A 21,622-nucleotide genomic window follows, 5' to 3' on the forward strand; every position below is an offset into this window, starting at 1 on the left:
GCCGGGCCTTCGGGACTGGGCCGGCAGTCGGCGCGGGCGGTTGGCGGTGGTGTGCGGCGGGACCCGTCGCACAGGAGGGGCCCGCCGCCGCACCTCGGTACCGTCTCCGCGCTCAGGGCTTGTGCGCGGCCATCACCAGGCAGCCGGCGGCCACCGGGTTGGCCTGCCGCGTGTGGTCGAGCACCTGCTCCACGCTGACGCCGTGCTGCCGCTCGAACTCCCGGCGCCGGTCGATGAAGCCGTCGAGCATACGGGGGAAGGTGTTCTGGACGTTCTCGGTGATGTCGGTCAGCTCGTCCAGCCGCAGCCCGGCCGCGGAGACCAGGTCCGGCCAGTCCTCGAACCGTGCCAGAGAGGCCATCCCGGGGTCCTGCTCGCTGACCGGCGCGTCGCCGAAGAGGGTGCCGAACGCCTGGGGGTTGTCGCTCGCCTCCTCCGCGAGCGGGAACACGTCGGTCAGCACCAGCCGCCCGCCGGGAGCCAGCACCCGGGCCATCTCACGCAGCGCGGTGGGCCGTTCCATATGCATGATCGACTCAAGTGCGAGCACGGCGTCGAAGGACTCGGGCTCGAACGGCATGTCCATCCCGTCCGCCTGCTGGAACGTCACCCGGTCCGCCATGCCCTGTTCACGGGCGCGCTCCGCGGCCTGCTCCACATGCTCGGGGGTCGTGGTGATGCCGAACACGCCGGCACCCGTGGTGGCCGCCACACGCAGCGCGGGGCTGCCGATGCCGCAGCCCACGTCGAGGACACGGGAGCCCGGGCCGACCCGCAGTCGTGCGGCGAGCACATCGGTGAGCCGGTCGGTGGCCTCCTGGACCGAACTCGTGTCGTCGGGCCCTTCCCAGTACCCGAGGTGGAAATTGTCCCCCCAGGCCATCTGAAGCAGTTCTCCCAGCAACCTGTAATAGTCGGCCATGAGGTCGGACGCGGGGGGCCCGGCCGGTGGAGAGTTCATGGAACTCCTCCCGATCTCTCGACGATCCTGCGGGGGCGAGAAGACACAATCTCACCGGAAATGCTCCCCGCCTCGATTGCGTCGCGCTAAAGCCGCACACGCCGTCGTTTGGCGTGCCTTTAGAACCGTGACCCACGATGAACGGCAGTGCGCCAGACAACTCATCCGGAGAGACAGGACTCGACGCCATGACGCCAGAAGCGACCGGTACGGACCAGGCCGTTCAGGAGAAGAACTCGCTGCGGGAGAAAATCAGCGCGGCCGGGCCCGAGGAACGTGAGCGCATCCTGCAGGACACCGTTCGGAAGGAGGCCGCCGACGTCCTCGACCAGAGTGCCCTGAATGCGGACAGCAACTTCCTGGAGCAGGGGCTCACCTCGCTCAAGGCGCTGGAGTTGACCCGGAATCTCATGGCGCTCACCGATGTCGAAATCCCGCTCGTCGCCATCATCGAGCACCCCACGCCCACCCAGCTCGCCCGGTTCATCGCCACCACTCTCGACGAGGGCGACGGTCCCGCCTAGGGACAGGCCAGGGCCGGCGACGTGGGGACGGGCGCCGTGCCGCGCCCGCCGGGGCTGCCGCGGCCGATTCAGACCAGGGTCCAAGGAGGCCGCCGTTGACTCTCGAGTACACGGCTCATACGTATCCGCCGGGCGATCCCGAGCTGGTCGAGGACCCCTACGGCGGCAGCCCCGTCTGGCTCGTCACGCGCCACGACGATGTGAGCGAGGTGCTGTCCGATCCCCGCCTCGCCATGGGTCCCGCTCCCCCACCGGGCGGGATGGATGTCCACACCGAGATGCTGGTGAAGCTGGGCGTCGCGGAACACCTCGCCCCTTATCTGGCCGGCAATCTGGTGCACACCGACCCGCCGGACCACACCCGGCTGCGGAAACTGGTCACCCGGGCCTTCTCGGCGCGCCGGATCGCGGCGCTGCGGCCCCGCGTCGAGACGGTCACCGAGGAGCTGCTGCGGGCGCTGCCCGAGGCCGTGGACGCCGGTGGCGCGGTCGACATGGTCGAGCACTTCGCGTTCCCCCTGCCGATCACTGTCATCTGCGAACTGCTGGGCGTCCCCACCGAGGACCGCCCCCTGTGGCGGCGGTGGAGCGTGGACTGCGGCAGCATGGACCCCCGGCGCATGAATCCGATGCTCGCCGACATCAGTTCCTACATCCTGGAGCTGGCCGAGCAGCGCCGTGCCGAGCCCGCCGACGATCTGCTCACCGCGCTCGTCCAGGCCCGGGACGAGGAGAGCGGCAGGCTCTCGGACACCGAGCTGATCGCCATGGTGCTCAACCTGGTGATCGCGGGGCACGAGACGACGGCGCACCTGATCAGCAACGGTCTCGCCGCGCTGCTGACCCATCCTGAGCAGCTGGCTCTGCTGCGGGACGACCCGGCCCTGGTGCCGGGTGCCGTGCAGGAGCTCATCCGCTGGTGCGGCCCGGCCGTCACCGCCATGCTCCGCTACGCCCGCGAGGACACGACGGTCGGGGGTGCCCGCATACGGCGGGGCGAACGGGTGCAGGCGGTGCTGGGCACCGCGAACCGCGACCCGGCGCGCTTCGCCGACCCCGACACGCTGGACGTCAGGCGACGCACAGCCGGCGACGGCCGTGCCCCTCAGCACGTCGGCTACTCCCACGGCATGCACTACTGCCTCGGCGCTTCGCTGGCCAACCAGGAGGCCGAGGTCGCCTTCACGGCCCTCCTCGCCCGCCGTCCCGGGCTGGCCCTGGCCGTACCGCCGGAGGAACTGAAGTGGAAGCCGCTCCCCTTCACCCGGGTGCTGACCCGGCTGCCCGTCAGGCTCGGGACGCCCCGGCAGTGACGGCCGACCGCTCGAACCAGAACACCGACTGGAGTTGACTATGAGCACACGCACCGCTGGTCAGCGGCGGCGCGGTACACCCCTGCGCACGGTCGGCGCCGCCGGCCTGGCACTGGGGATGACCGCGCTGCTGGCAGGCCCTTCGTCGGCCGGCGCCCGGGACGGGGACGGCGGCCCGGACGCCGCGTCCGCGTCGAAGACCGCCGCGCACAAGTCGAGTACCGCCGCGCACAAGAAGTCCCGCGACAAGCTGCCGCCCCCGCCGCAGATGCGTGAGATGCAGCGTCTGCTGGGTTCGTGGAAGTGCGTCGAGGTCTCACCGCCGCCGCCCAACGGGATCGAGAAGACGGTGTCGTACGTCAAGGTCAAGAAGGCCATGGGCGGACACTTCTCCTACAGCACCATCTCGATCGAGCCCGGCACCATCAGGGCACGGGACGTCACGGGCTGGAACCCGGTGGATCGCGTGTACTTCCGGCAGTACCACGACAACTGGGGCACCACCAGCATCACGACCTCCCCTGGCTGGAAGGACGGGCACCTGGTCTTCACCGGCGAGTTCATCGGCGTGTCCGAGCCCGACCCCGACGGTGAGGCGGAAGGCGCACACATGAAGCTCACGGACGACTACAAGTGGATCGGGCCGGGGCGCTTCGACGTCACCTCGACGGTCTCCCTGCCGGGCGGGGGCGACTACCCGCACACGGCCGAGTGCCACAGGATCGACTGACCTGCCATCACCTGCGCACACACAGGTGACCGGTCCCGAAGCGAACTCGGGTCCGGGCACCTGTGTGTGCGTGTGGAGCGGTCACGGACGCGGACGTGACTCCCGGTCTCCGGCCACCAGCCGTTCCAGCTCCTGGACCAGCGCGCCGGGGGTGGGCTGGCCCAGGGCCTCCCGCTGCAGTCGCTGCGCTCCCGCGCGGAACGTCCCGTCGCCGAGCAGTCGCGCCAGCATTTCCCTGACCCGGGGCCCGGTGGCCTCGTCCGGTGAGACGGAGAGCCCGGCCCGCGTCTTTTCGAGCACGATGCGCTTGGCCGGCGCGTCGACGGCGCTGTCCACCAGGAGCTGCGGAATTCCGTGCAGCAGCGTGCCGTTGAAGTTGCCCGCTCCGCCGTGGTGGATCACGACGGAGCAGGTGGGAGCGACGACGTTGAACGGGACGAAGTCCACGATCCGGGTGTTGTCCGGAACACTGTCCAGCTGTTGCCGCGCCTCTTCGGGGAGCGTGAGGACCAGTTCGATGTCCAGGTCCGCCAGCGCGCCAAGGATGCCTTGCACCTGTTCGACAGACATGACCTGGAGCTCGGCCAGCTGCCTGGCGGAGATACCGAACGTCATGAGGACCCGCGGCGCCCGCGGCGGCTCGTAAAGCCAGGGCGGCACGACGGAGCGTCCGTTGTACGGGACGTAGCGCATGGACAGGGTCTGCTCGTGGGGCTCCAAGCGGTACGGCTCGGGCAGTACGTTGATCGCGAACTGCCCTGTGACCAGCTCCTCGGAGAAGTCGCTTCCGTACTTCTGCGCCCAGCCCGCGTACCAGTCGCGCAGCGCGTCGGGACGAGCGGCGAGCGGCTGCTGCTCCATGGCGCGCAGGAAATCGCGGCGCATCCTGAGGCTGAGATCGAGCCAGAACAGCAGCCGCCCGTGCACGGCCCCGACGGCATCGGCGGCCACCGCGCCGGCGTTGGTCACCACGTCGCACAGCACGAGATCGGGCTGCCAGGAGCGGCTGAACGCCACCAGGTCGTCGACCATGCCGTCGTTGAGCAACCGTGTCCGGGGCACCACGACGTTGTCGAACAGCCAGGTGATGTCCTCCCAGGGCAGCCCTTCCCGGTTCCCGCCCCCTATCTCGTACAGGGACTCGGTCGAGAAGGGGGGAACGATCGGCCCCTTCGGAAGGTCGCCCTCTTCCTGGGTGCGCCGGATGCGCTGTTCCAGCGTCTCCTCGGGGCCGACGGAGACGGCCGTGAGTCCGGCTTCCGTCACGGTGTCGAGGAGTTCCGGTTCACTGGCCACCCGCACCTCGTGCCCGGCTGCCTGCAGTGCCCAGGCGAGCGGCACCATCGGATAGAAGTGCGTTTTCCAGGCAAACGTCACGAAGAGCACACGCAAGCGGCCCACCTCCTGTCGGGTGACCTGGGCTGGATCGACGGGCTGTTACGGCTTGTGGGCGGTGACGACCACGCAGCCAGGGCCCTTTCCGGGGTCCTCCACGGTGGACGAGCCGAGCACCTCCTCGGCCGTGATGCCGTGCTTGCGCTCGAACTCCCTGCGGTGTTTGATCACACCGTCGAGCAGCAGGTTGAAGGTCCGCTTGGTGTTCTCCGTGACGTCCAGCAACTCGTCGAGCTGAAGCCCGGCGTCCGTCATCAACCCGGGGTAGTCACCGGGCTCGACGACGCTCGCGATGTGCGCTTCGTTCTTCGCCGGCTGTTTGCGCGGGAACCCCTCGAAGAACTCGATGTTCCCCGGGTCCTCCTGCACGACGGTCACATCCGTGAGGGCGACCCGGCCACCGGGCTTGAGCACCCGGGCGAACTCACGCAGCGCGGCGGGGCGGTCCATATGGATGATCGACTCGAAGGCGAGCACCGCGTCGAAGGACTCGGACTCGAAGGGCATGTCCATCGCGTTGACATGCTGGAAGGAGACCCGGTCGGCCATTCCCTCGCGCTCGGCCCGCTCACCGGCCTGCTCGACCTGGTGCGGGCTGATGGAGATGCCCAGCACCTCGGCGCCGGTCGTGCGGGCCACCTGGATCGCCGGCTTCCCGATACCGCAGCCCGCGTCCAGGACCCGGTCGCCGGGCCCCACCCTGAGCCGCGCGGCCAGCATGTCGGTGAAACGGTTGGTGGCCTCCTCGATCGAGCTATCGTCCTCGGGCCCGTCCCAGTACCCGAAGTGCAGATTGTCGTTCCAGGCGACTTGCAGCAGCGCCCCCATCCCGTCGTAGTAGTCGGTCATCTGATCGGGAGTCGGCCTGAGCGATGAGGACGTCATAACACTCCTTCTGAGTGCTCGGAGATCGGACAGGTCGTGAAAGCTTGCCCGGAGTACACCAGCGCAGCGACCATACGAGCCCCGATAACGCCCCTCTAAAGCGGCTGGACGGAAGCCGGTCCGCGGCAATTCCGGGGCCGGGGCACCGCGGAAGGAGACAGGCGGCAGATTAGGTCGGCTTTAGAGACGGGAGCGAGGCTGCAATCCGGCGGAATACACCCGACCGGAGAGAAGGGAATCCACCCGCCTTCTTCGAACTCGACCGGCGAGCGGCCGGGTACGAGCGTCCGCCGATACCGGCCGCCGCTCAGTGCGACAAGGACGCCCTTGATGGAAACCACGCACATCTATTCCCTGAGCGACCCCGGACTGATCGACGACCCGTACGGCGGCTTCGGAGTCATCCGGGAGGAGGCGCCCGTCGCACGAGGTGACCTCGGTGGCCGACCCGTCTGGATCGTCACGCGTCATGACGACGTGAGCACGGTGCTCGGCGACCGGCGCTTCGTCAACAACTCCCTCTCCCTCCCGGGCAGCACCGTCGACGCCCGTGCGGAGACGCTCGTGGGCATGGGAGTCTCCCGCGACCGCGTCCCCTATCTGGCCGGCAACCTGGTGCACACCGATCCACCGGACCACACCCGGCTGCGGAAGCTGGTCACGCGGGCGTTCTCGGCCCGGCGGGTCAAAGAGCTCCGCCCACGGGTGCGCGTCCTCACCGACGAACTGCTCACCGCGCTGCCCGGCCACGCCGGCCCGGACGGGACCGTCGACTTCATCGAGCACTTCGCCTATCCGCTGCCGATCACCGTGATCTGCGAACTGCTCGGCGTGCCCGCGTCCGACCGGCCCCGGTGGCGGTCCTGGAGCGAGGACTACACCAGCGCCGACATCGGCCGCATGGACGCGATGCTCGCCGCCATGAGCACGTACTTGCGCGAACTGGCCGAGCAGCGGCGGGCCGAGCCCACGGACGACCTGTTCACCGCCCTCCTCCAGGCGCACGACGAGGACAACGGCCGGCTGTCGGACACCGAGCTGATCACCATGGTGCTGACGCTGATGATCGCGGGCCATGAGACGACGGCGCATCTCATCGGCAACGGCCTGGTCGCGTTGCTGACCCACCCCGACCAGCGCGCGCTGCTCCGCGAGAACCCGGAACTGATGCCCGGGGCCGTACAGGAGCTGCTGCGCTGGTGCAGCCCCATCGTCGTGGGCATGCTGCGGTACGCGGCCGAGGACGTGACGGTCGGGGACACTCTCATCAGGCGGGGCGAGTGCGTGCAGGTCGTCCTCGGCTCGGCCAACCACGATCCGCGGCGCTACCCCGACCCGGACCGCCTCGACATCACCCGTCCCGCCGGCGCCGCCGGCACGCACCATCTCGCCTACTCCCACGGCCCCCACTACTGCCTGGGCGCCTCGCTGGCCAACCAGGAGGCCGAGGTCGCCTTCACGGCCCTCCTCGGCACCTACCCCCGCCTGGCGCTCGCCGTACCCCGAGAACAACTCGACTGGAAGCCGCTCCCACTCATCCGGCAGCTCGCTCACCTGCCCGTGACGCTGGGGACACCTTCGTAGAAGGGCGAAGATGAGCAATCAACCGATCACTGGTGAACGCAGCCGCACCTCCCAGGGCAAGCTGGCGAAGGTCCGGCGGATGTTCCGCTCCTCCGAGACGCCCGACGACCGGGTGCGCTCGTTCTACGAGGTCCTCGACCGGATGCGCGACGACGGCTTCTACCGCGACATCCTCGGCAACGAGAGCCTCTATATGAACTACGGCTACTGGGCTCCCGGGTGCACGGACCACGACGACGCGTGCCAGGCCCTGGCCGAGGAGCTGGGCGAGGCGGCCGGCATCGGAGCGGGCGACCGGGTGCTGGACGTCGGATTCGGCTTCGCCGAACAGGACTTCCACTGGCTGCGCACCCGCAAGCCCCGGGAGATCGTCGGCATCAATGTGACACCGAGCCAGGTGGCGGCGGCACAGCAGCGCGCCGAGGAACTGGGCTTCGCCGACCGGCTCGACCTGCGGGTGGGCTCCGCGACCTCGCTGCCGTTCGAGGACGGCTCGTTCGACGCGGTGGTGGCGTTGGAGGCGTCGGCCCACTTCCACACCCGCGACCGGTTCTTCGCCGAGGCCTTCCGGGTGCTGCGGCCCGGCGGCATCCTCGCCACGACCGACCCGCTGCCCGCGCCCGCGGGGACCGGTGGGAAGAGCCTGCTGGGGCGGCTGGACGAGTGGCGCCGCAAGCGCGTCATCCCGGACGAGAACTGGTACTCGCGGCAGGTGTACGCAAAGCGGCTGACCAGCGCGGGATTCGCCCCGGTGACGGTCCGGGATGTCACGGACCGGGTGCTGGTGCCGAACGCGGAGTATGTGCGGGAGCGCTGCGCCAAGCTGCTCCGGGACCCGCGCTACCGCTCCTCCAAGCAGAAGAACAGCATCACCTGGCACGTCAAGCTCACCGAACTGCGCGCGACGACGAGGGAGTACGTCCTCGCCTCCGCCGAGAAACCCCGGGACCCGCACGGCTGAGGCGGACAGCCCGAGCACCGCGGTCACGTCCGGAGAAGGAGCCATGGCAGAGCACACCGCAGAGCAGGCCGGGACGACCGACTCCGACCGCGCGCCGACGGACCTCCGCGTCCGCTTGGACAAGGAGGTGACGCTGCGCGTACGCCACCGGCCCGGAGCGGCGGACCCGGCTTTCCTCCTCGTGCACGGGCTGGCGTCGAACGCCAGGCTGTGGGACGAGGTCGCAGCCCGGCTGTGCGCCGCCGGTCACGCCGTCTACGCGGTCGATCTGCGCGGTCACGGCGAGACCGAGGCACCCGAGGACGACACGTACGGAACCGCTGCCGCGGCGGCGGACGTGCTGGCGGCCGGCGTACAACTCGGGCTGACCCGTGCGATCGTCGGCGGCCACTCCTGGGGCGCCGATGTGGCGCTGACCCTCGCCACCGAGCACCCCGCCTTCGTCGCCGGACTCGCTCTGGTGGAGGGCGGCTACACCGACGCGACCGTCTTCTACGGGACCTGGGAGCGGTTCGTTTCCATGATGTCGATGGCCGGACCCGCTCTGGAGGGGGTCACCCTGGAGGACATGCGCGGCTATCTGCGCGCCATGCATCCGGACTGGTCGGACAGCGCGATCGAGGCCTCGTTGTCCTCCCTCCGGGCCGGCGCCGACGGCTCGCTGTCCCCTCGGCTGTCCCCGCGCCGAAGGACGGCGATCCTGCGGAGCGTGTGGAGCTGCCCACCGAGCCGCTTGTACGCCGGGATCACCCAGCCGGTCACACTGCTGCCCGCCACCCCGGTACCGGACAACGGGCGGATAGCGCCGGATGTGCTGGCGCTCTTCGAGCAGCTGCGTGCCTCCCTGGCCCGCGCCACGGAGGGGCTGCCGCACGCGACCGTCCACGAGTACCAGGGCGCCGACCACGATCTCCACGCCCAGCACCCCGACCGGGTCGCGACGCACCTGCTGGAACTGGCGGAGTCGGTGGGCCGAAGCGAAGTGATGTGAGGGGAAGAGCGGGAAGACCGCCGCGCACGTCCACCGGAGGGAAGGCCGGGATGACGCCGCACACGATCCGAACTCCGGGCACACCGGCCGCGCCGGAACAGGCCGCGTTCCGCGAGGTGATGGGCCGCTTCGCGACCGGAGTGGTAGCGGTCACGGGACTGGCGGAGGGCTCGCCCGCCGGACTCGCGGTCAACTCGTTCACCTCCGTCTCGCTGGTCCCGCCCCTGGTCTCCTTCTGCGTCGCCCGCACCAGCCGGACCTGGCCCCGCATCCGGGGCACCGGGCTGGTCTGCATCAACATCCTGCGCGAGGACCAGAGGGACGTCTCGCGCCGGATGGCCGCCGCCGGGAGCGACAAGTTCCGGGGGCTGGCGTGGTCGGCCTCGCCTTCGGGGCTGCCCCTCATCGACGGGGCGATCGGGTGGCTGGAGTGCGCCCTCGACGACGAGCACCCCGCCGGTGACCACGCCATCGTCGTGACGCGCGTCCGGCACCTCGGGGCCCGCGAGGCGGACCGTCCGCTGCTCTTCTACCGGGGCGGCTACGGCCGCCTGGCGACGCTGCCGTACGGGGAGAGCTGACGCGCTCTGGGCACGGAAGGCGCGCGTGAGGGAACCGTGGCGGCCGGGTCGGGCGACCCGGCCGCCACCGGTGTCAGGCGCCCAGTTCCCGGTCCAGGAGCGCGAACATGTCGTCGGCCGTGGCCGCGGCGAGATCGTCCCCGGCGTCGGCCGTGGCGTCCACCGTCCCCTCGGCCGCTCCCCCCTCGTCCTCCGCCGACTCGTGGCGCCACAGAAGCGCCCGCAGCCTGTTCACCAGGCCGATGCGGCCGGGATCGGTCTGCGGCAGCGCGGTGAGCACCGCTTCCAGCTCTCGGAGGTGGTCCCCCGCTCCGTCGGCATGGGCCGCGCCGTCCTCGGGGAGCAGGCCGATCAGCAGGCAGTCGGCGAGGGCGGCCGGGGTGGGGTGGTCGAAGGCCGCCGTGGCGGGGAGGCCGACGCCCGTGGCGGCGCGCAGCCGGTTGCGCAGCTCGACTGCCGCGATGGAGTCGAAGCCCAGCTCCTTGAACGGACGGTCGGGGCCCACCTGATCCGCCGACCGGTAGCGCAGGACGGCGGCCACGTGCGTCCGGACGAGAGCGAGCAGCCGTGCGCCGCGTTCGGCGGCGGGGAGGGCCGCGACCTCCCGCCGGAGCGCCGACTGCTGATCGACGGCCGCCCCCTCGTCCGCGCCGGCCGCCACGGTGCCGGCAGCTTCGGTGCGCCGCCGTGCGCGCCGCGCTTCGGCAACCTCGTCGAACAGCGTGCTCGGCCGGGCCAGGGTGAACAGCGGCAGAAAGGTGTCCCAGGCGATGTCGGCGACGACCGTCCGCGCGACGTCCTGCTCCAGGATGCGGCCGAGCGCGGTCACCGCCAGCCGGGGATCGAGGGGCGGAAGGCCCTGCCGTCGGGCTGCCGTGCCGCGTTCCCCGGTGCTCTCCGGCAGGTCCCACAGCCCCCAGGCGACCGAGACGGCGCGGCCGCCGTCGGCGCGGCGGCGCTGAGCCAGCGCGTCCATGTACGCGTGCGCCGCGGCGTACGCTCCATGTTCGCGGCTGCCCCAGACGGCAGCGACGGAGGTGAAGTAGACGACGGTGCCGTCCGGATGCGCACCGCACAGGTCGTCCAGATAGGGGGCCGCGCCGGTCAGTCCCGCGTGCACCGCGTCGGCCAGCCGCTCGGGCGTCAGCTCCGCCAACGGGGCCAGCTCGCCGGAGGCCGAGGTGTGGAAGACCGTGCCGACGGGCGCGCCCTCTTCCGCCAGTCGTTCGGCGAGAGCCGTCACATCCGCGTGGTCGGCGGGGTCGCAGTCGACGACATCCAGGACGGTGCCCAGTTCGGCCAGTTCCTCGGCAAGGATCTTGGCGCCCGGCGCCGCGTCCGCCTCGCTGTCCAACAGCACCACGCGTTCGGCGCCGCCCTCGGCGAGCCAGCGGGCCAGATGCGGCGTCAGGCCCCCGACGCCGCCGGTGACCAGGACCGTGCCGCGGGCGGTCCACCCGCTGCTGCCGTCGCTCGCGCCGTCACCGGCACCGTACGGGGCGGGCACGAGGCGGCGCGCGTGGATGCCGGAGGGCCGCAACGCCACCTGGTCGTCGGGGCCGTTGAGCGCGGCGCGCAGCGCAGCCGCCTCCAGCCCGCGCGCCCCCGGCGGCAGATCGATCAGTCCGCCCCACTCCTCGGGGTGCTCCAGCGCCGCCACCCTGCCCAGGCCCCACAGCTGCGCCTGCTCGGGCGAGTCCAGCCGTTCACCGCCGTCGACGGCGACCGCTCCCCTGCTCGCACACCACACAGGTGCCCCGACGCCGGAGTCGACCAGCGCCTGGAGGAGGGTGAGGGTCTCACCGAGACCGCGCGCCACGCCGGGCAGCGGCCCCCGTTCGTCCAGTGCCAGCAGCGAGAGCACTCCTGTCAGCGGCGTGTCACGGTCGTACTCCCTCAGGAGGGCGACGAGTTCGTCCCGGCCCGTCTCGGCATCGACCTCGATCGTGCGGACGTCCCCCAGCGCTTCGGTGCAGACGCTCAGCCAGTCCTCGGCGCCACCCGTCGGCCGTACGAGGAGCCAGTGACCGCCCACGGCCTCGGTGGTCGCCTCCGGCAGCGGCGCCCACCGGACGCGGTACCGCCAGGAGTCCACGGCGGACCGTTCCCTGAGCCGCCGGCGCCAGCCGGTGAGCGCGGGGAGCAGCGTTCCGAGCGAGTCGCGCGCACCGGCGTCGTCGGCGAGCCGCAGTTCGCCGGTGAGCGCGTCAATGTCGCCCCCCTCGACCGCGTTCCAGAACCGGGTCTCCTCCTCGGTGACCGCGGGCACGTCCTCGTCGCCCTCGGACCCGTCGAATGCCGCTACATCGGGCAACCAGTAGCGCTCACGCTGGAAGGGGTAGGTCGGCAGATCGACCAGCGGCCGCTCGCCCAGCCATGCCGTCCAGTCCACCGGCGCTCCGGCGCAGAACGCCTGCGCGAGGGCATACGCCAACTGGCTGCGGCCACCCTGGTCCCGGCGCAGCGTGGGAACCACAGCCGCCTCCACCCCGGCCCAGTCACGGGTCTCCTCCATACCGAGGGTGAGCACCGGGTGCGGGCTGGCCTCGATGAACACCCGATGCCCCTCGGTCAGCAGGGTCTCGATGATGTCGGCGAACCGGACCGGGCGACGGAGGTTGGTGACCCAGTACTCGGTATCCAGAGTCGCGGTGTCGATGCGGGCTCCGGTCACCGTCGAGAAGAAGGCGACAGACGCGGAACGCGGCTGGATGTCCGCCAGCACCTCGCGCAGCTCGTCGGCGATCTCATCGACCTGCGGACCGTGCGAGGCATAATCCACGTCCACCAACCGCGCTTGCGCTCCCCCCTCCCGCGCGGCTTCCACCACAGCCGAAACAGCCGCCGGCGGGCCCGAGACAACTGTCGAAGAAGGACCGTTGACCGCCGCGACCCCGACACCCGACCCCGCCCGGTCGATCAGCCGCCGGGCTTCGTCACTGCCCACCCCGAGCGAGGCCATCGCCCCACCCCCGGCAAGCCGCCGCAACGCACGACTGCGCAACGCCACAACCCGCGCACCATCCTCCAACGACAGCGCCCCCGCCACACAAGCAGCAGCGATCTCACCCTGACTGTGACCCACCACCGCCGCAGGCCGCACCCCGTACTCCCCCCACACCGCAGCCAGCGACACCATCACCGCCCACAACACCGGCTGCACCACATCCACCCGCGCCAGCTCGGCACCGTCCCCCCGCAACACCTGCGTCAGAGACCAGTCCACATGCGGCTTCAACGCCCGCTCACACTCCGCCACCCGCGCCGCGAAAGCGGGCGAGGAATCCAGCAGCTCGACACCCATCCCCACCCACTGCGAACCCTGCCCCGGGAACACCAGCACCGGACCGGCATCCGCCCCCGGCACCGCCCTCTCTCCGCACACCAACCCCGGATGCGGCTCGGCCGACGCCAACGCAGCGAGACCCGCCGTCAGCTCTTCCCGCTCCTCCCCCAGCACGACCGCCCGCTGCTGGAACACCGACCGCGAAGCCACCAGCGACCAACCCACCTCGGCAGGCGAACCGGAAACTCCGCTCAGCCGTCCGGCCGCCTCCCGCAGCGCGCCCTCGTTCCGCGCCGAGAGCACCCACGGCACGATGCCCTGGTCCGCGTTCGCGTCCGCGTCCACGTCCGTGGCGGGGCCGGGCGTTGCCGTCGGCTCAGATGCGGGCGCCTCCTCGACGATCAGGTGGGCGTTGGTCCCGGAGATCCCGAACGACGAGACGGCGGCCCTGCGCGGACGCTCCCCCTCCGGCCACTCCGTGGCGCCGGTGAGCAGGCGCAGGGCACCGGCCGACCAGTCCACGTGGGGCGAGGGTTCGTCCAGGTGGAGGGAGGCGGGCAGCACACCGTGCCGCATCGACTGCACCATCTTGATGACCCCGGCAACCCCGGCCGCCGCCTGCGTATGACCGATGTTCGACTTGACCGACCCCAGCCACAACGGCCGGTCCGCCGCCCGCTCCTGCCCGTACGTCGCCAACAGCGCCTGGGCCTCGATCGGATCGCCCAGGGTGGTGCCGGTGCCGTGTCCCTCCACGGCGTCCACCTGGTCCGGGGTCAGGCGCGCGTGGGCGAGCGCCTGCTGGATGACGCGTTCCTGTGCCGCGTCGTTGGGCGCGGTGAGCCCGTTGCTGGCGCCGTCCTGGTTGACGGCGGAGCCGCGGACGACCGCGAGGACGCGGTGACCATTGCGGCGCGCGTCCGACAGCCGCTCCAGCAGCACCAGCCCCACACCCTCCGAGAATCCCGTCCCGTCGGCCGTGGCCGCATAGGACTTGCAGCGGCCGTCGGGGGCGAGGCCGCGCTGCCGGGAGAACTCGGCGAAGGCCGTCGGGGTGGTGAGCGCGGTGACACCGCCCGCGAGGGCGAGTGCGCATTCCCCCTGGCGCAGGGCCTGCGCCGCCAGATGGATGGCGACCAGCGACGACGAACACGCCGTGTCCACCGTCACGGCCGGGCCCTCCAAACCGTAGGTGTACGCCACGCGGCCGGAGACGACACTGGTCAGGGTCCCGGTGGTGGCGTAGCCCTCGAAGCCCTCGGGAACGTGCGGCATCCGGGTCATGTAGTCGCGGCTGGAGACTCCCGCATAGACGCCGGTGCGGGTGCCGCGCAGCGCGCCCGGGTCGATGCCCGCGCGCTCCAGCAGCTCCCAGGAGACCTCCAGCAGCAGTCGCTGCTGCGGGTCCATCGCCAACGCCTCACGGGGAGAGATCCCGAAGAAATCGGCGTCGAAGCGGTCGGCATCGTGCAGGAAGCCGCCGTCGCTCACATAGCTGGTGCCGGGGTGGTCGGGGTCGGGGTGGAAGAGCCCGTCCAGGTCCCAGCCGCGGTCCTCGGGGAACGGGGTGATGGCGTCCCTGCCCTCGGCGACCAGGTCCCACAGCTCCTCGGGGGAGCGGACGCCGCCCGGGTAGCGGCAGGCCATGCCGACGATGGCCACCGGCTGGCGGTTGCGCTCCTCGGCGTCGCGCAGCCGCTCACGCGTGCGGGTGAGGTCCGCGGTAGCCTTCCGCAGATACTGTCGGAGCTTGTCCTCGGTCCCCGGCAGATCGTTCCTCGGTGCTTCGGTCCCTGGCGCTTCGGTCCCCGGCATCGTTCGGTCCTCGCTCCCCATCAGGACGGCACTTCCCTGTCGATCAGTTCGAACAGCTCGTCGTCGGAGGCGGTCTCCAGCGCGGCATCGTCCGCCACCTCTCCGTTCCCGCTCGCGCCGCCGGGGTCGGTGCGCTCGTCGCCGAGCCGCCAGACCAGGGCCTCCAGCCGGCGCAGCAGCCGTTCGCGGGCCTCGTCGCCCGGTGCGTGCCGTGCCATGGCCCGCTCCAGCCGCTCCAGCTCGGCGAACACCGGATGCGCACGCGCGGACGCCGCGCCGCCGCTGCCTCCTCCTCCCGCGGTGCGGGGGCCGAGCTCGTCGTACAGATACGTGGCCACCGCCGCGGGCGTCGGGTGGCGGAAGACGAACGTGGCAGGAAGCCGCAGACCGCTCGCCGCGGCCAGCCTGTTGCGGAGTTCGACGGCGGTCAGCGAGTCGAACCCGACGTCCTTGAACGCGGTTTCCGCACCGATCGCCTCGGCCCCGGCATGGCCGAGGACCGCCGCCGCGTGCGACCGCACCACGTCGAGCAGCACGCGGCGCCGCTCGTCCTCCGGCAGACCCGCCAGCCTGCTGCCCAGATCGGCGACGGCGGGCCCGCCGGCTCCGGCCGCTGTCCGACGCGCCGCGCCTCCCGGCTCGGTGACGAGCGCGCGGAAGAGCGGCGGTGTGCCGTCGGCTGACCGGGCGGCCGACGTACGGACGTCGAGGCGCAGCGCGAGGAGGTGCGGGGCGCCGTGCCCGTGCCCCGCGTCGAACAGGCGCAGGCCCTGCTCGGTGGTGAGCGTGCCGAGCCCCGTACGGGCCATGCGGGCCAGGTCGGTGTCGGAGAGCTGCCCCGTCATGCCGCTGGCCTCCGCCCACAGGCCCCAGCCCAGGGCCACACCGGGCAACCCGGCGGCCTGCCGTCGTACGGCAAGGGCCTCGCAGTAGGCGTTGGCGGCGGCATAGTTGGCCTGCCCGGGGCTGCCGAGCGTCGCCGCGCTGGAGGAGAACAGCACGAACATGCCGAGCGGCAGATGCGCGGTCGCGGCGTGCAGATGGTGGGCGGCGGTGGCCTTGACCGCCCACACCCTCGCGAGCCGTTCCGGGGTCAGTGCCGGAACCACTCCGTCGTCCAGCGCACCGGCGGCGTGGACCACCCCGGTGAGCGGGTGCTCGGGACCGGTCGACGCGACGAGCCGCTCCACCGCCTCCCGCTCCGTGACGTCGGCCGCGACGATGCGCGCCTCGGCGCCCAGGGCGGCGAGCCTTTCCGCGAGTTCCTGGGCGCCGGGTGCCTCGGGGCCCTGGGGGCTGACCAGCAGCAGATGCCGCACGCCCCAGGCCTCGGCGAGGTGCTCGGCGACACGGCTGCCCAAGGTGCCGGTACCGCCTGTGACGAGGACGGTGCCGTCGGGGTCCAGGCCGTGGGGCACGTCCAGCACGACCTTGCCGATGTGCCGGGCGCGGCCCAGCCAGCGCAGCGCCTCGTGGGCGCGCGCCACCGGCCAGGCCCGCACGGGAGCGGGCCGCAGCGTACCGGCGGCGAACAGCTCCGCCAGCTCGGCCAGCATCTCCCCGATACGGTCGGGACCTCCGTCCGGTATGAGGTCGAACGCCCGGTAGCAGACGCCCGGGTGCGCGGCCGTGATCTCCTCCGCGTCACGGATGTCGTTCTTGCCCATCTCCAGGAACCTGCCGCCCTCGCGCAGCAGCCGCAGGGAGGCGTCGACGAACTCGCCCGTGAGGCTGTTGAGGACGACATCGACCTGGGGGAAGGCCGACGCGAAGTGCAGGTCCCGTGAAGAGGCGCGGTGTTCGGCGTCGATCCCCATGTGCTCCAGCACGCCGTGCTTGCCGGGGCCGGCCGTGGCATACACCTCGGCGCCCAGGTGGCGGGCGATCTGCACCGCCGCGGTTCCCACCCCGCCGGTGGCCGCGTGGATCAGCACCGACTCGGCGGGCCGCAGCCGCGCCAGGTCGACGAGTGCGAACCAGGCCGTCGCGAAGACGACGGGGACCGCGGCGGCCTCCCGCCAACCCCAGCCTTCCGGCACCCTGGTCAGCATCCGTGCGTCCGCCACCGCGAAGGGCCCGAAGGCCCCCTCGAACAGCCCCATCACCCGGTCCCCGACCGCGAGCCCTGAGACTCCGGGCCCGACCTCGGTCACCGTGCCGGCTCCCTCGCTGCCGAGCCCGGTCTGGCCGGGCGCCATCCCCAGGCTCACCAGTGCGTCGCGGAAGTTGACGCCGGCCGCGCGTACCGCGATCCGCACCTGGCCGCGAGCCGGCGGTTCCGCCACCTCGGGGCAGGCGACCGGAACCACGGCCTCCAGGGTGGAACCGTCGCCGGAACCCGCGCCCGTACCCGCGTCCAGTCGCCATGGACCGCGCAGGGGTGGCCGCTTCCGGGCCCCGGCACGCGTCAGACGCGGTACGAGGACCCGTTCGTCGCGCGCGGCGACCTGGGGCTCATCGGCGGCCAGGGCCCGTACGACCGCCTCGGTGGCGGCGGTACCGGTCACCTCGTGTTCGGGGCCCAGGTCGAGGAGGAGCAGACGGTCCGGCTCCTCGGACTGCGCGCTGCGGACCAGCCCCCAGACCGCGGCCGCCGCCGGGTCCAGTTCCGCACCGTCGTCGGCGTCGTCCGCCACGACCGCTCCCCTGGTCACCACCACCAGTCGGCATGCGGCCAACCGCGGCTCGGCCAGCCAGCGCTGTACCAGGGCGAGCACGTCGGCGCCGGCACGCAGGCCACCGTCCGGTGCCTCCAAACCGGTGCCCCGCCCGCCCACCGTGGCGAGGTCGGCGAGTACGACGGGTGGCACGGCAGCCTCTGCGTCGAGCGCTGCCGTCAGCTCGGCGAGGTTCCCGTAAGAGGCCTGCTGCGCGCCCAGTACGGCCCAGTCGCCGTCGCCCACCACCCGCTCACGAGCGGCCTCGGGCGGTGCGGACAGCGGGGTCCAGTCCGTACGGAAGAGGCCGTCGGCCTCGTCCTGGCGGGCTGCCCTGAGCTGTTCGGGGTCGGCGGCGCGCAGCACCACGGACTCGACGGTCAGCACCGGCGCGCCGACCGCGTCCGCCACGACGACCCGCACGGCGCGCTCGCCCTGACCGTCCGCGCTCCCGGCGTCCGGTGTGACGCGTACGCGTACGGTCGTCGCCCCTGTCGCCCACAGCGAGACTCCGCTCCAGGCGAACGGCAGCCACACGCGGCCCTCGTCCTCTTCCTTCGCCCCGCCGTCCAGCAACGCGGACTGGAGAGCGGCGTCCAGGAGGGCGGGGTGCACCCCGAAGCCCTCAGCGTGCCCTGCCGCCTCCGGCAGCTCGACCTCGGCCAACAGTTCGGCGCCGTCCCGCCAGGCGGCGCGCAGGCCCTGGAAGGCCGGGCCGTAGGTGTATCCGCCTGCTGCGGCCGTGTCGTAGAAGTCCGTCAGATCGAGCGGTTCGGCGCCCGCCGGTGGCCAGACGCCCTCCACGTCCTCGTCGGCGGCCGCAGGCCCCGGACCGAGCACACCGCGTGCATGGCACTCCCACGGGCGTTCGTCGGCGGACGACGCGTCGCCGTCCTCGGTGCGCGCGTACACGGCCACCTCGCAACGGCCGTCGTCACCGACGGCCCCGACGGCGACCTGGATCCGTACGCCACCGGTGTCCGGAACGTGCAGCGGCGCTGCCAGCGTCAGCTCGTCGACGCGGCCGCACCCTGCCTCGTCGGCCGCCCGCAACGCCCACTCCAGCAGCGCCGCGCCCGGCACCAGCACACTGTCGAGCACCCGGTGGTCGGCCAGCCACGGCTGGGACCGCTGCGCGAGCCTGCCGGTGAGCAGCCGGGCCCCGGTGTCCGCGAGCTGCGTGGTGGCGCCCAGCACCGGATGCCCGGCGGGTACGAGACCGAGTCCGGCCGGGTCCTGGGAGGAGCCGGAGCGGCCGTCCAGCCAGTAGCGCTCGTGCTGGAAGGGGTAGGTCGGCAGATCGACCAGCGGCCGCTCGCCCAGCCATGCCGTCCAGTCCACCGGCGCTCCGGCGCAGAACGCCTGCGCGAGGGCATACGCCAACTGGCTGCGGCCACCCTGGCCCCGGCGCAGCGTGGGAACCACAGCCGCCTCCACCCCGACCCAGTCACGGGTCTCCTCCATACCGAGGGTCAGCACCGGATGCGGACTCGCCTCGATGAACACCCGATGCCCCTCGGACAGCAGGGTCTCGATGGTGTCGGCGAACCGCACCGGGCGGCGCAGATTGGTGACCCAGTACTCGGTATCCAGAGTCGCGGTGTCGATACGGGCTCCGGTCACCGTCGAGAAGAAAGCGACAGACGCGGAACGCGGCCCGATACCCGCCAGCACCTCGCGCAGCTCCTCAGCGATCTCATCGACCTGCGGACCGTGCGAGGCATAATCCACGTCCACCAACCGCGCCCGCTCCCCCACCGCCTCACACGCCGCCACGACCGCCGCCACCGGCTCCGGCGGCCCGGACACCACCGTGGAGGAAGGCCCGTTGACGGCCGCGATCCCGACACCTGGGGCATCGGCCACCAGCCGCTCGGCCTGCTCCCGTCCCACCCCGAGCGAGGCCATCGCCCCACCCCCGGCAAGCCGCCGCAACGCACGACTGCGCAACGCCACAACCCGCGCACCATCCTCCAACGACAGCGCCCCCACCACACAGGCAGCAGCGATCTCACCCTGGCTGTGACCCACCACCGCTGCCGGGGTGACCCCGTGCTCGGCCCACACCGCAGCCAGCGACACCATCACCGCCCACAGCACCGGCTGCACCACATCCACCCGCGCCAACTCGGCGCCGTCACCCCGCAACACCTGCGTCAGAGACCAGTCCACATACGGATCCAACGCCCGCTCACACTCCGCCAACCGCACCGCGAACGCAGGCGAGGAATCCAGCAACTCGACACCCATCCCCACCCACTGCGAACCCTGCCCCGGAAACACCAGCACCGGCCCGGTGCCCTCGCCGACCGCCGACCCGCACACCAACCCCGGATGCGGCTCGTCAGCCGCCAGGGCGGCCAGACCCGCCGTCAGCTCTTCCCGCTCCTCCCCCAGCACCACGGCCCGCTGCTCGAACACCGACCGCGTCCGCAGCAACGACCAGCCCACCTCGACCGGGGAGCCGGCCACATCACCGAGGCGACCTGCCAGCTCCCGCAGCGCCTCCGGCCTTCTGGCGGTCAGCGCCCAGGGCACCGTCCCTGCGGGCCCCTCGGTGTCCGGTTTCTCGGTGCCCGATTCTTCGGCCGTCGTCTGCGGGCCCTGCTCCAGAATCAGGTGCGCGTTCGTGCCCGAGGCGCCGAAGGACGAGACGGCGGCCCTGCGCGGACGCTCTCCCTCCGGCCACTCCACCGGTTCGGTCAGCAGCCGGACCGCGCCCGACTCCCAGTCCACGTGCGGCGAAGGCTCATCGATGTGCAGGGAAGCGGGCAGCACACCGTGCCGCATCGCCTGCACCATCTTGATGACCCCGGCCACTCCGGCCGCCGCCTGCGTATGACCAATGTTCGACTTCACCGACCCCAGCCACAACGGCCGCTCCGCGGCCCGCTCCTGCCCATACGTCGCCAACAACGCCTGCGCCTCGATCGGGTCGCCCAGCGTCGTGCCCGTCCCATGACCCTCGACCACATCCACATCGGATGCGGCCAACCGGGCGTTGGCGAGGGCCTCGGCGCCGGATCACCCGCTCCTGCGAGGGACCATTCGGCGCCGTCAAACCATTGCTCGCACCGTCCTGATTCACCGCCGAACCCCGCAACACCGCCAACACCCGGTGACCGTTGCGCCGCGCGTCCGACAGCCGCTCCAACAGCACCAGACCGACCCCCTCGCCCCAGCCCGTGCCGTCCGCCCCGGCCGCGTACGGTTTGCACCGGCCGTCCGGGGCCAGACCGCGCTGGCGTGAGAAGCCCGTGAAGACCTCCGGGGTCGCCATGACCGTCACACCGCCCGCGAGTGCCAGCTCGCACTCGCCCTGACGCAGCGCCTGGGCCGCCAGATGCATCGCGACCAGCGACGACGAACACGCCGTGTCCACCGTCATCGTGGGCCCCTCAAAACCAAGCGTGTACGCCACCCGCCCGGAAGCCGCGCTGCCGGAGCCGGCGAGCATCGAGTAGCCCTCCAGTTTGGTGTCGCCGCTGGTGGCCAGGCCGGTCGCGTAGTCGTGGTACATGACGCCGGCGAACACTCCGGTGCGGCTGCCCTTGAGCGAGGCGGGGGCGATCCCCGCGCGCTCCAGGAGTTCCCAGGAGGTCTCCAGGAGGAGCCGCTGCTGGGGGTCGATGGCCAGCGCCTCGCGCGGATTGATACCGAAGAAGGCCGCGTCGAACCCGGCCGCGTCGTACAGGAAGGCGCCCTCGTCGGCGTAGCTGGTGCCGGAGTGGTCGGGGTCCGGGTGGAAGAGCCTGTCCAGGTCCCAGCCGCGGTCCTTGGGGAACTCCCCCATCGCGTCCACGCCTTGGGACACCAGCTCCCACAGCTCCTCGGGGGTCCGGACGCCGCCCGGGAAACGGCAGGCCATGGCGACGAGGGCGACCGGCTCGTCCGTCGCGGCGCCGTGCGCGCGGGTCGTGTCCCGCGCTGCTGTGGTGC

Annotated in this window: 12 protein-coding genes and 1 pseudogene; 7 read left to right on the plus strand and 6 right to left on the minus strand. The window is 71.9% G+C overall.

The features are described from left to right. Nucleotides 1-112 precede the first annotated feature (112 nt). On the minus strand, nt 113-961 hold the full coding sequence (locus tag KBY19_RS27955) for a cyclopropane-fatty-acyl-phospholipid synthase family protein (RefSeq protein ID WP_210957588.1): 849 nt from the start codon (nt 959-961) through the stop codon (nt 113-115). Nucleotides 962-1,149: 188 nt separating this feature from the next. Here KBY19_RS27955 and KBY19_RS27960 point away from each other — a divergent pair, with 188 nt between their 5' ends. The 3 genes from KBY19_RS27960 to KBY19_RS27970 all read left to right on the plus strand — a co-directional run bounded on the left by KBY19_RS27960 (nt 1,150) and on the right by KBY19_RS27970 (nt 3,528). Continuing rightward, entirely contained in the window at nt 1,150-1,485 is a 336-nt protein-coding gene (locus KBY19_RS27960) for an acyl carrier protein (protein ID WP_247691497.1), read from the plus strand. A 95-nt stretch (nt 1,486-1,580) separates the two neighbouring features. Further along, entirely contained in the window at nt 1,581-2,798 is a 1,218-nt protein-coding gene (locus KBY19_RS27965) for a cytochrome P450 (RefSeq protein WP_185016035.1), read from the plus strand. Between the two features lie 40 nt (nt 2,799-2,838). Next, nucleotides 2,839-3,528: a hypothetical protein gene (locus KBY19_RS27970; protein WP_210966959.1), complete on the plus strand. Its 690-nt coding sequence runs from the start codon at nt 2,839-2,841 to the stop codon at nt 3,526-3,528. 81 nt (nt 3,529-3,609) lie between these two features. Here the strand turns inward: KBY19_RS27970 and KBY19_RS27975 are convergent, their stop codons facing one another. Both KBY19_RS27975 and KBY19_RS27980 read right to left on the minus strand, forming a co-directional pair. After that, the gene (locus tag KBY19_RS27975) at nt 3,610-4,914 is read right to left on the minus strand and encodes an activator-dependent family glycosyltransferase (RefSeq protein WP_307843642.1); all 1,305 of its coding nucleotides are present in this window, start codon (nt 4,912-4,914) and stop codon (nt 3,610-3,612) included. A 51-nt stretch (nt 4,915-4,965) separates the two neighbouring features. Further along, nucleotides 4,966-5,808, minus strand: coding sequence for a cyclopropane-fatty-acyl-phospholipid synthase family protein (locus KBY19_RS27980; RefSeq protein ID WP_185016038.1), 843 nt, complete (start codon nt 5,806-5,808; stop codon nt 4,966-4,968). A gap of 330 nt (nt 5,809-6,138) precedes the next feature. Between KBY19_RS27980 and KBY19_RS27985 the strand changes: the two genes are divergently transcribed. Genes KBY19_RS27985 through KBY19_RS28000 form a run of 4 tightly spaced genes read left to right on the plus strand, consistent with a single transcriptional unit; the run spans nt 6,139 to nt 9,925 of the window. Further along, complete coding sequence (locus tag KBY19_RS27985) at nt 6,139-7,392, plus strand: cytochrome P450 (protein ID WP_210966961.1); 1,254 nt, start codon at nt 6,139-6,141, stop codon at nt 7,390-7,392. 10 nt (nt 7,393-7,402) lie between these two features. Beyond that, nucleotides 7,403-8,353, plus strand: coding sequence for a class I SAM-dependent methyltransferase (locus tag KBY19_RS27990; protein WP_210966962.1), 951 nt, complete (start codon nt 7,403-7,405; stop codon nt 8,351-8,353). Nucleotides 8,354-8,396: 43 nt separating this feature from the next. Next, nucleotides 8,397-9,344, plus strand: a complete 948-nt coding sequence (locus tag KBY19_RS27995) for an alpha/beta fold hydrolase (RefSeq protein ID WP_185016042.1) — start codon at nt 8,397-8,399, stop codon at nt 9,342-9,344. 50 nt (nt 9,345-9,394) lie between these two features. Beyond that, a complete protein-coding gene (locus tag KBY19_RS28000; RefSeq protein ID WP_210957592.1) occupies nt 9,395-9,925 on the plus strand; it encodes a flavin reductase family protein in 531 nt (176 codons plus the stop codon). Between the two features lie 73 nt (nt 9,926-9,998). Here KBY19_RS28000 and KBY19_RS28005 read toward each other — a convergent pair whose 3' ends face one another. The 3 genes and pseudogenes from KBY19_RS28005 to KBY19_RS37640 all read right to left on the minus strand — a co-directional run. Continuing rightward, nucleotides 9,999-14,981 (minus strand): type I polyketide synthase, encoded by a 4,983-nt coding sequence (locus KBY19_RS28005; RefSeq protein ID WP_210966963.1) that lies wholly within the window; start codon nt 14,979-14,981, stop codon nt 9,999-10,001. 65 nt (nt 14,982-15,046) lie between these two features. Next, nucleotides 15,047-20,662, minus strand: a complete 5,616-nt coding sequence (locus KBY19_RS28010; protein WP_307843643.1) for an SDR family NAD(P)-dependent oxidoreductase — start codon at nt 20,660-20,662, stop codon at nt 15,047-15,049. 214 nt (nt 20,663-20,876) lie between these two features. Beyond that, nucleotides 20,877-21,551, minus strand: a pseudogene (locus tag KBY19_RS37640) (beta-ketoacyl synthase N-terminal-like domain-containing protein); the annotation flags it as partial. Between the last annotated feature and the right edge of the window lie 71 nt (nt 21,552-21,622).

It is taken from the genome of Streptomyces sp. B15, assembly GCF_018070605.1.
Taxonomy (GTDB): Bacteria; Actinomycetota; Actinomycetes; order Streptomycetales; family Streptomycetaceae; genus Streptomyces; species Streptomyces smyrnaeus.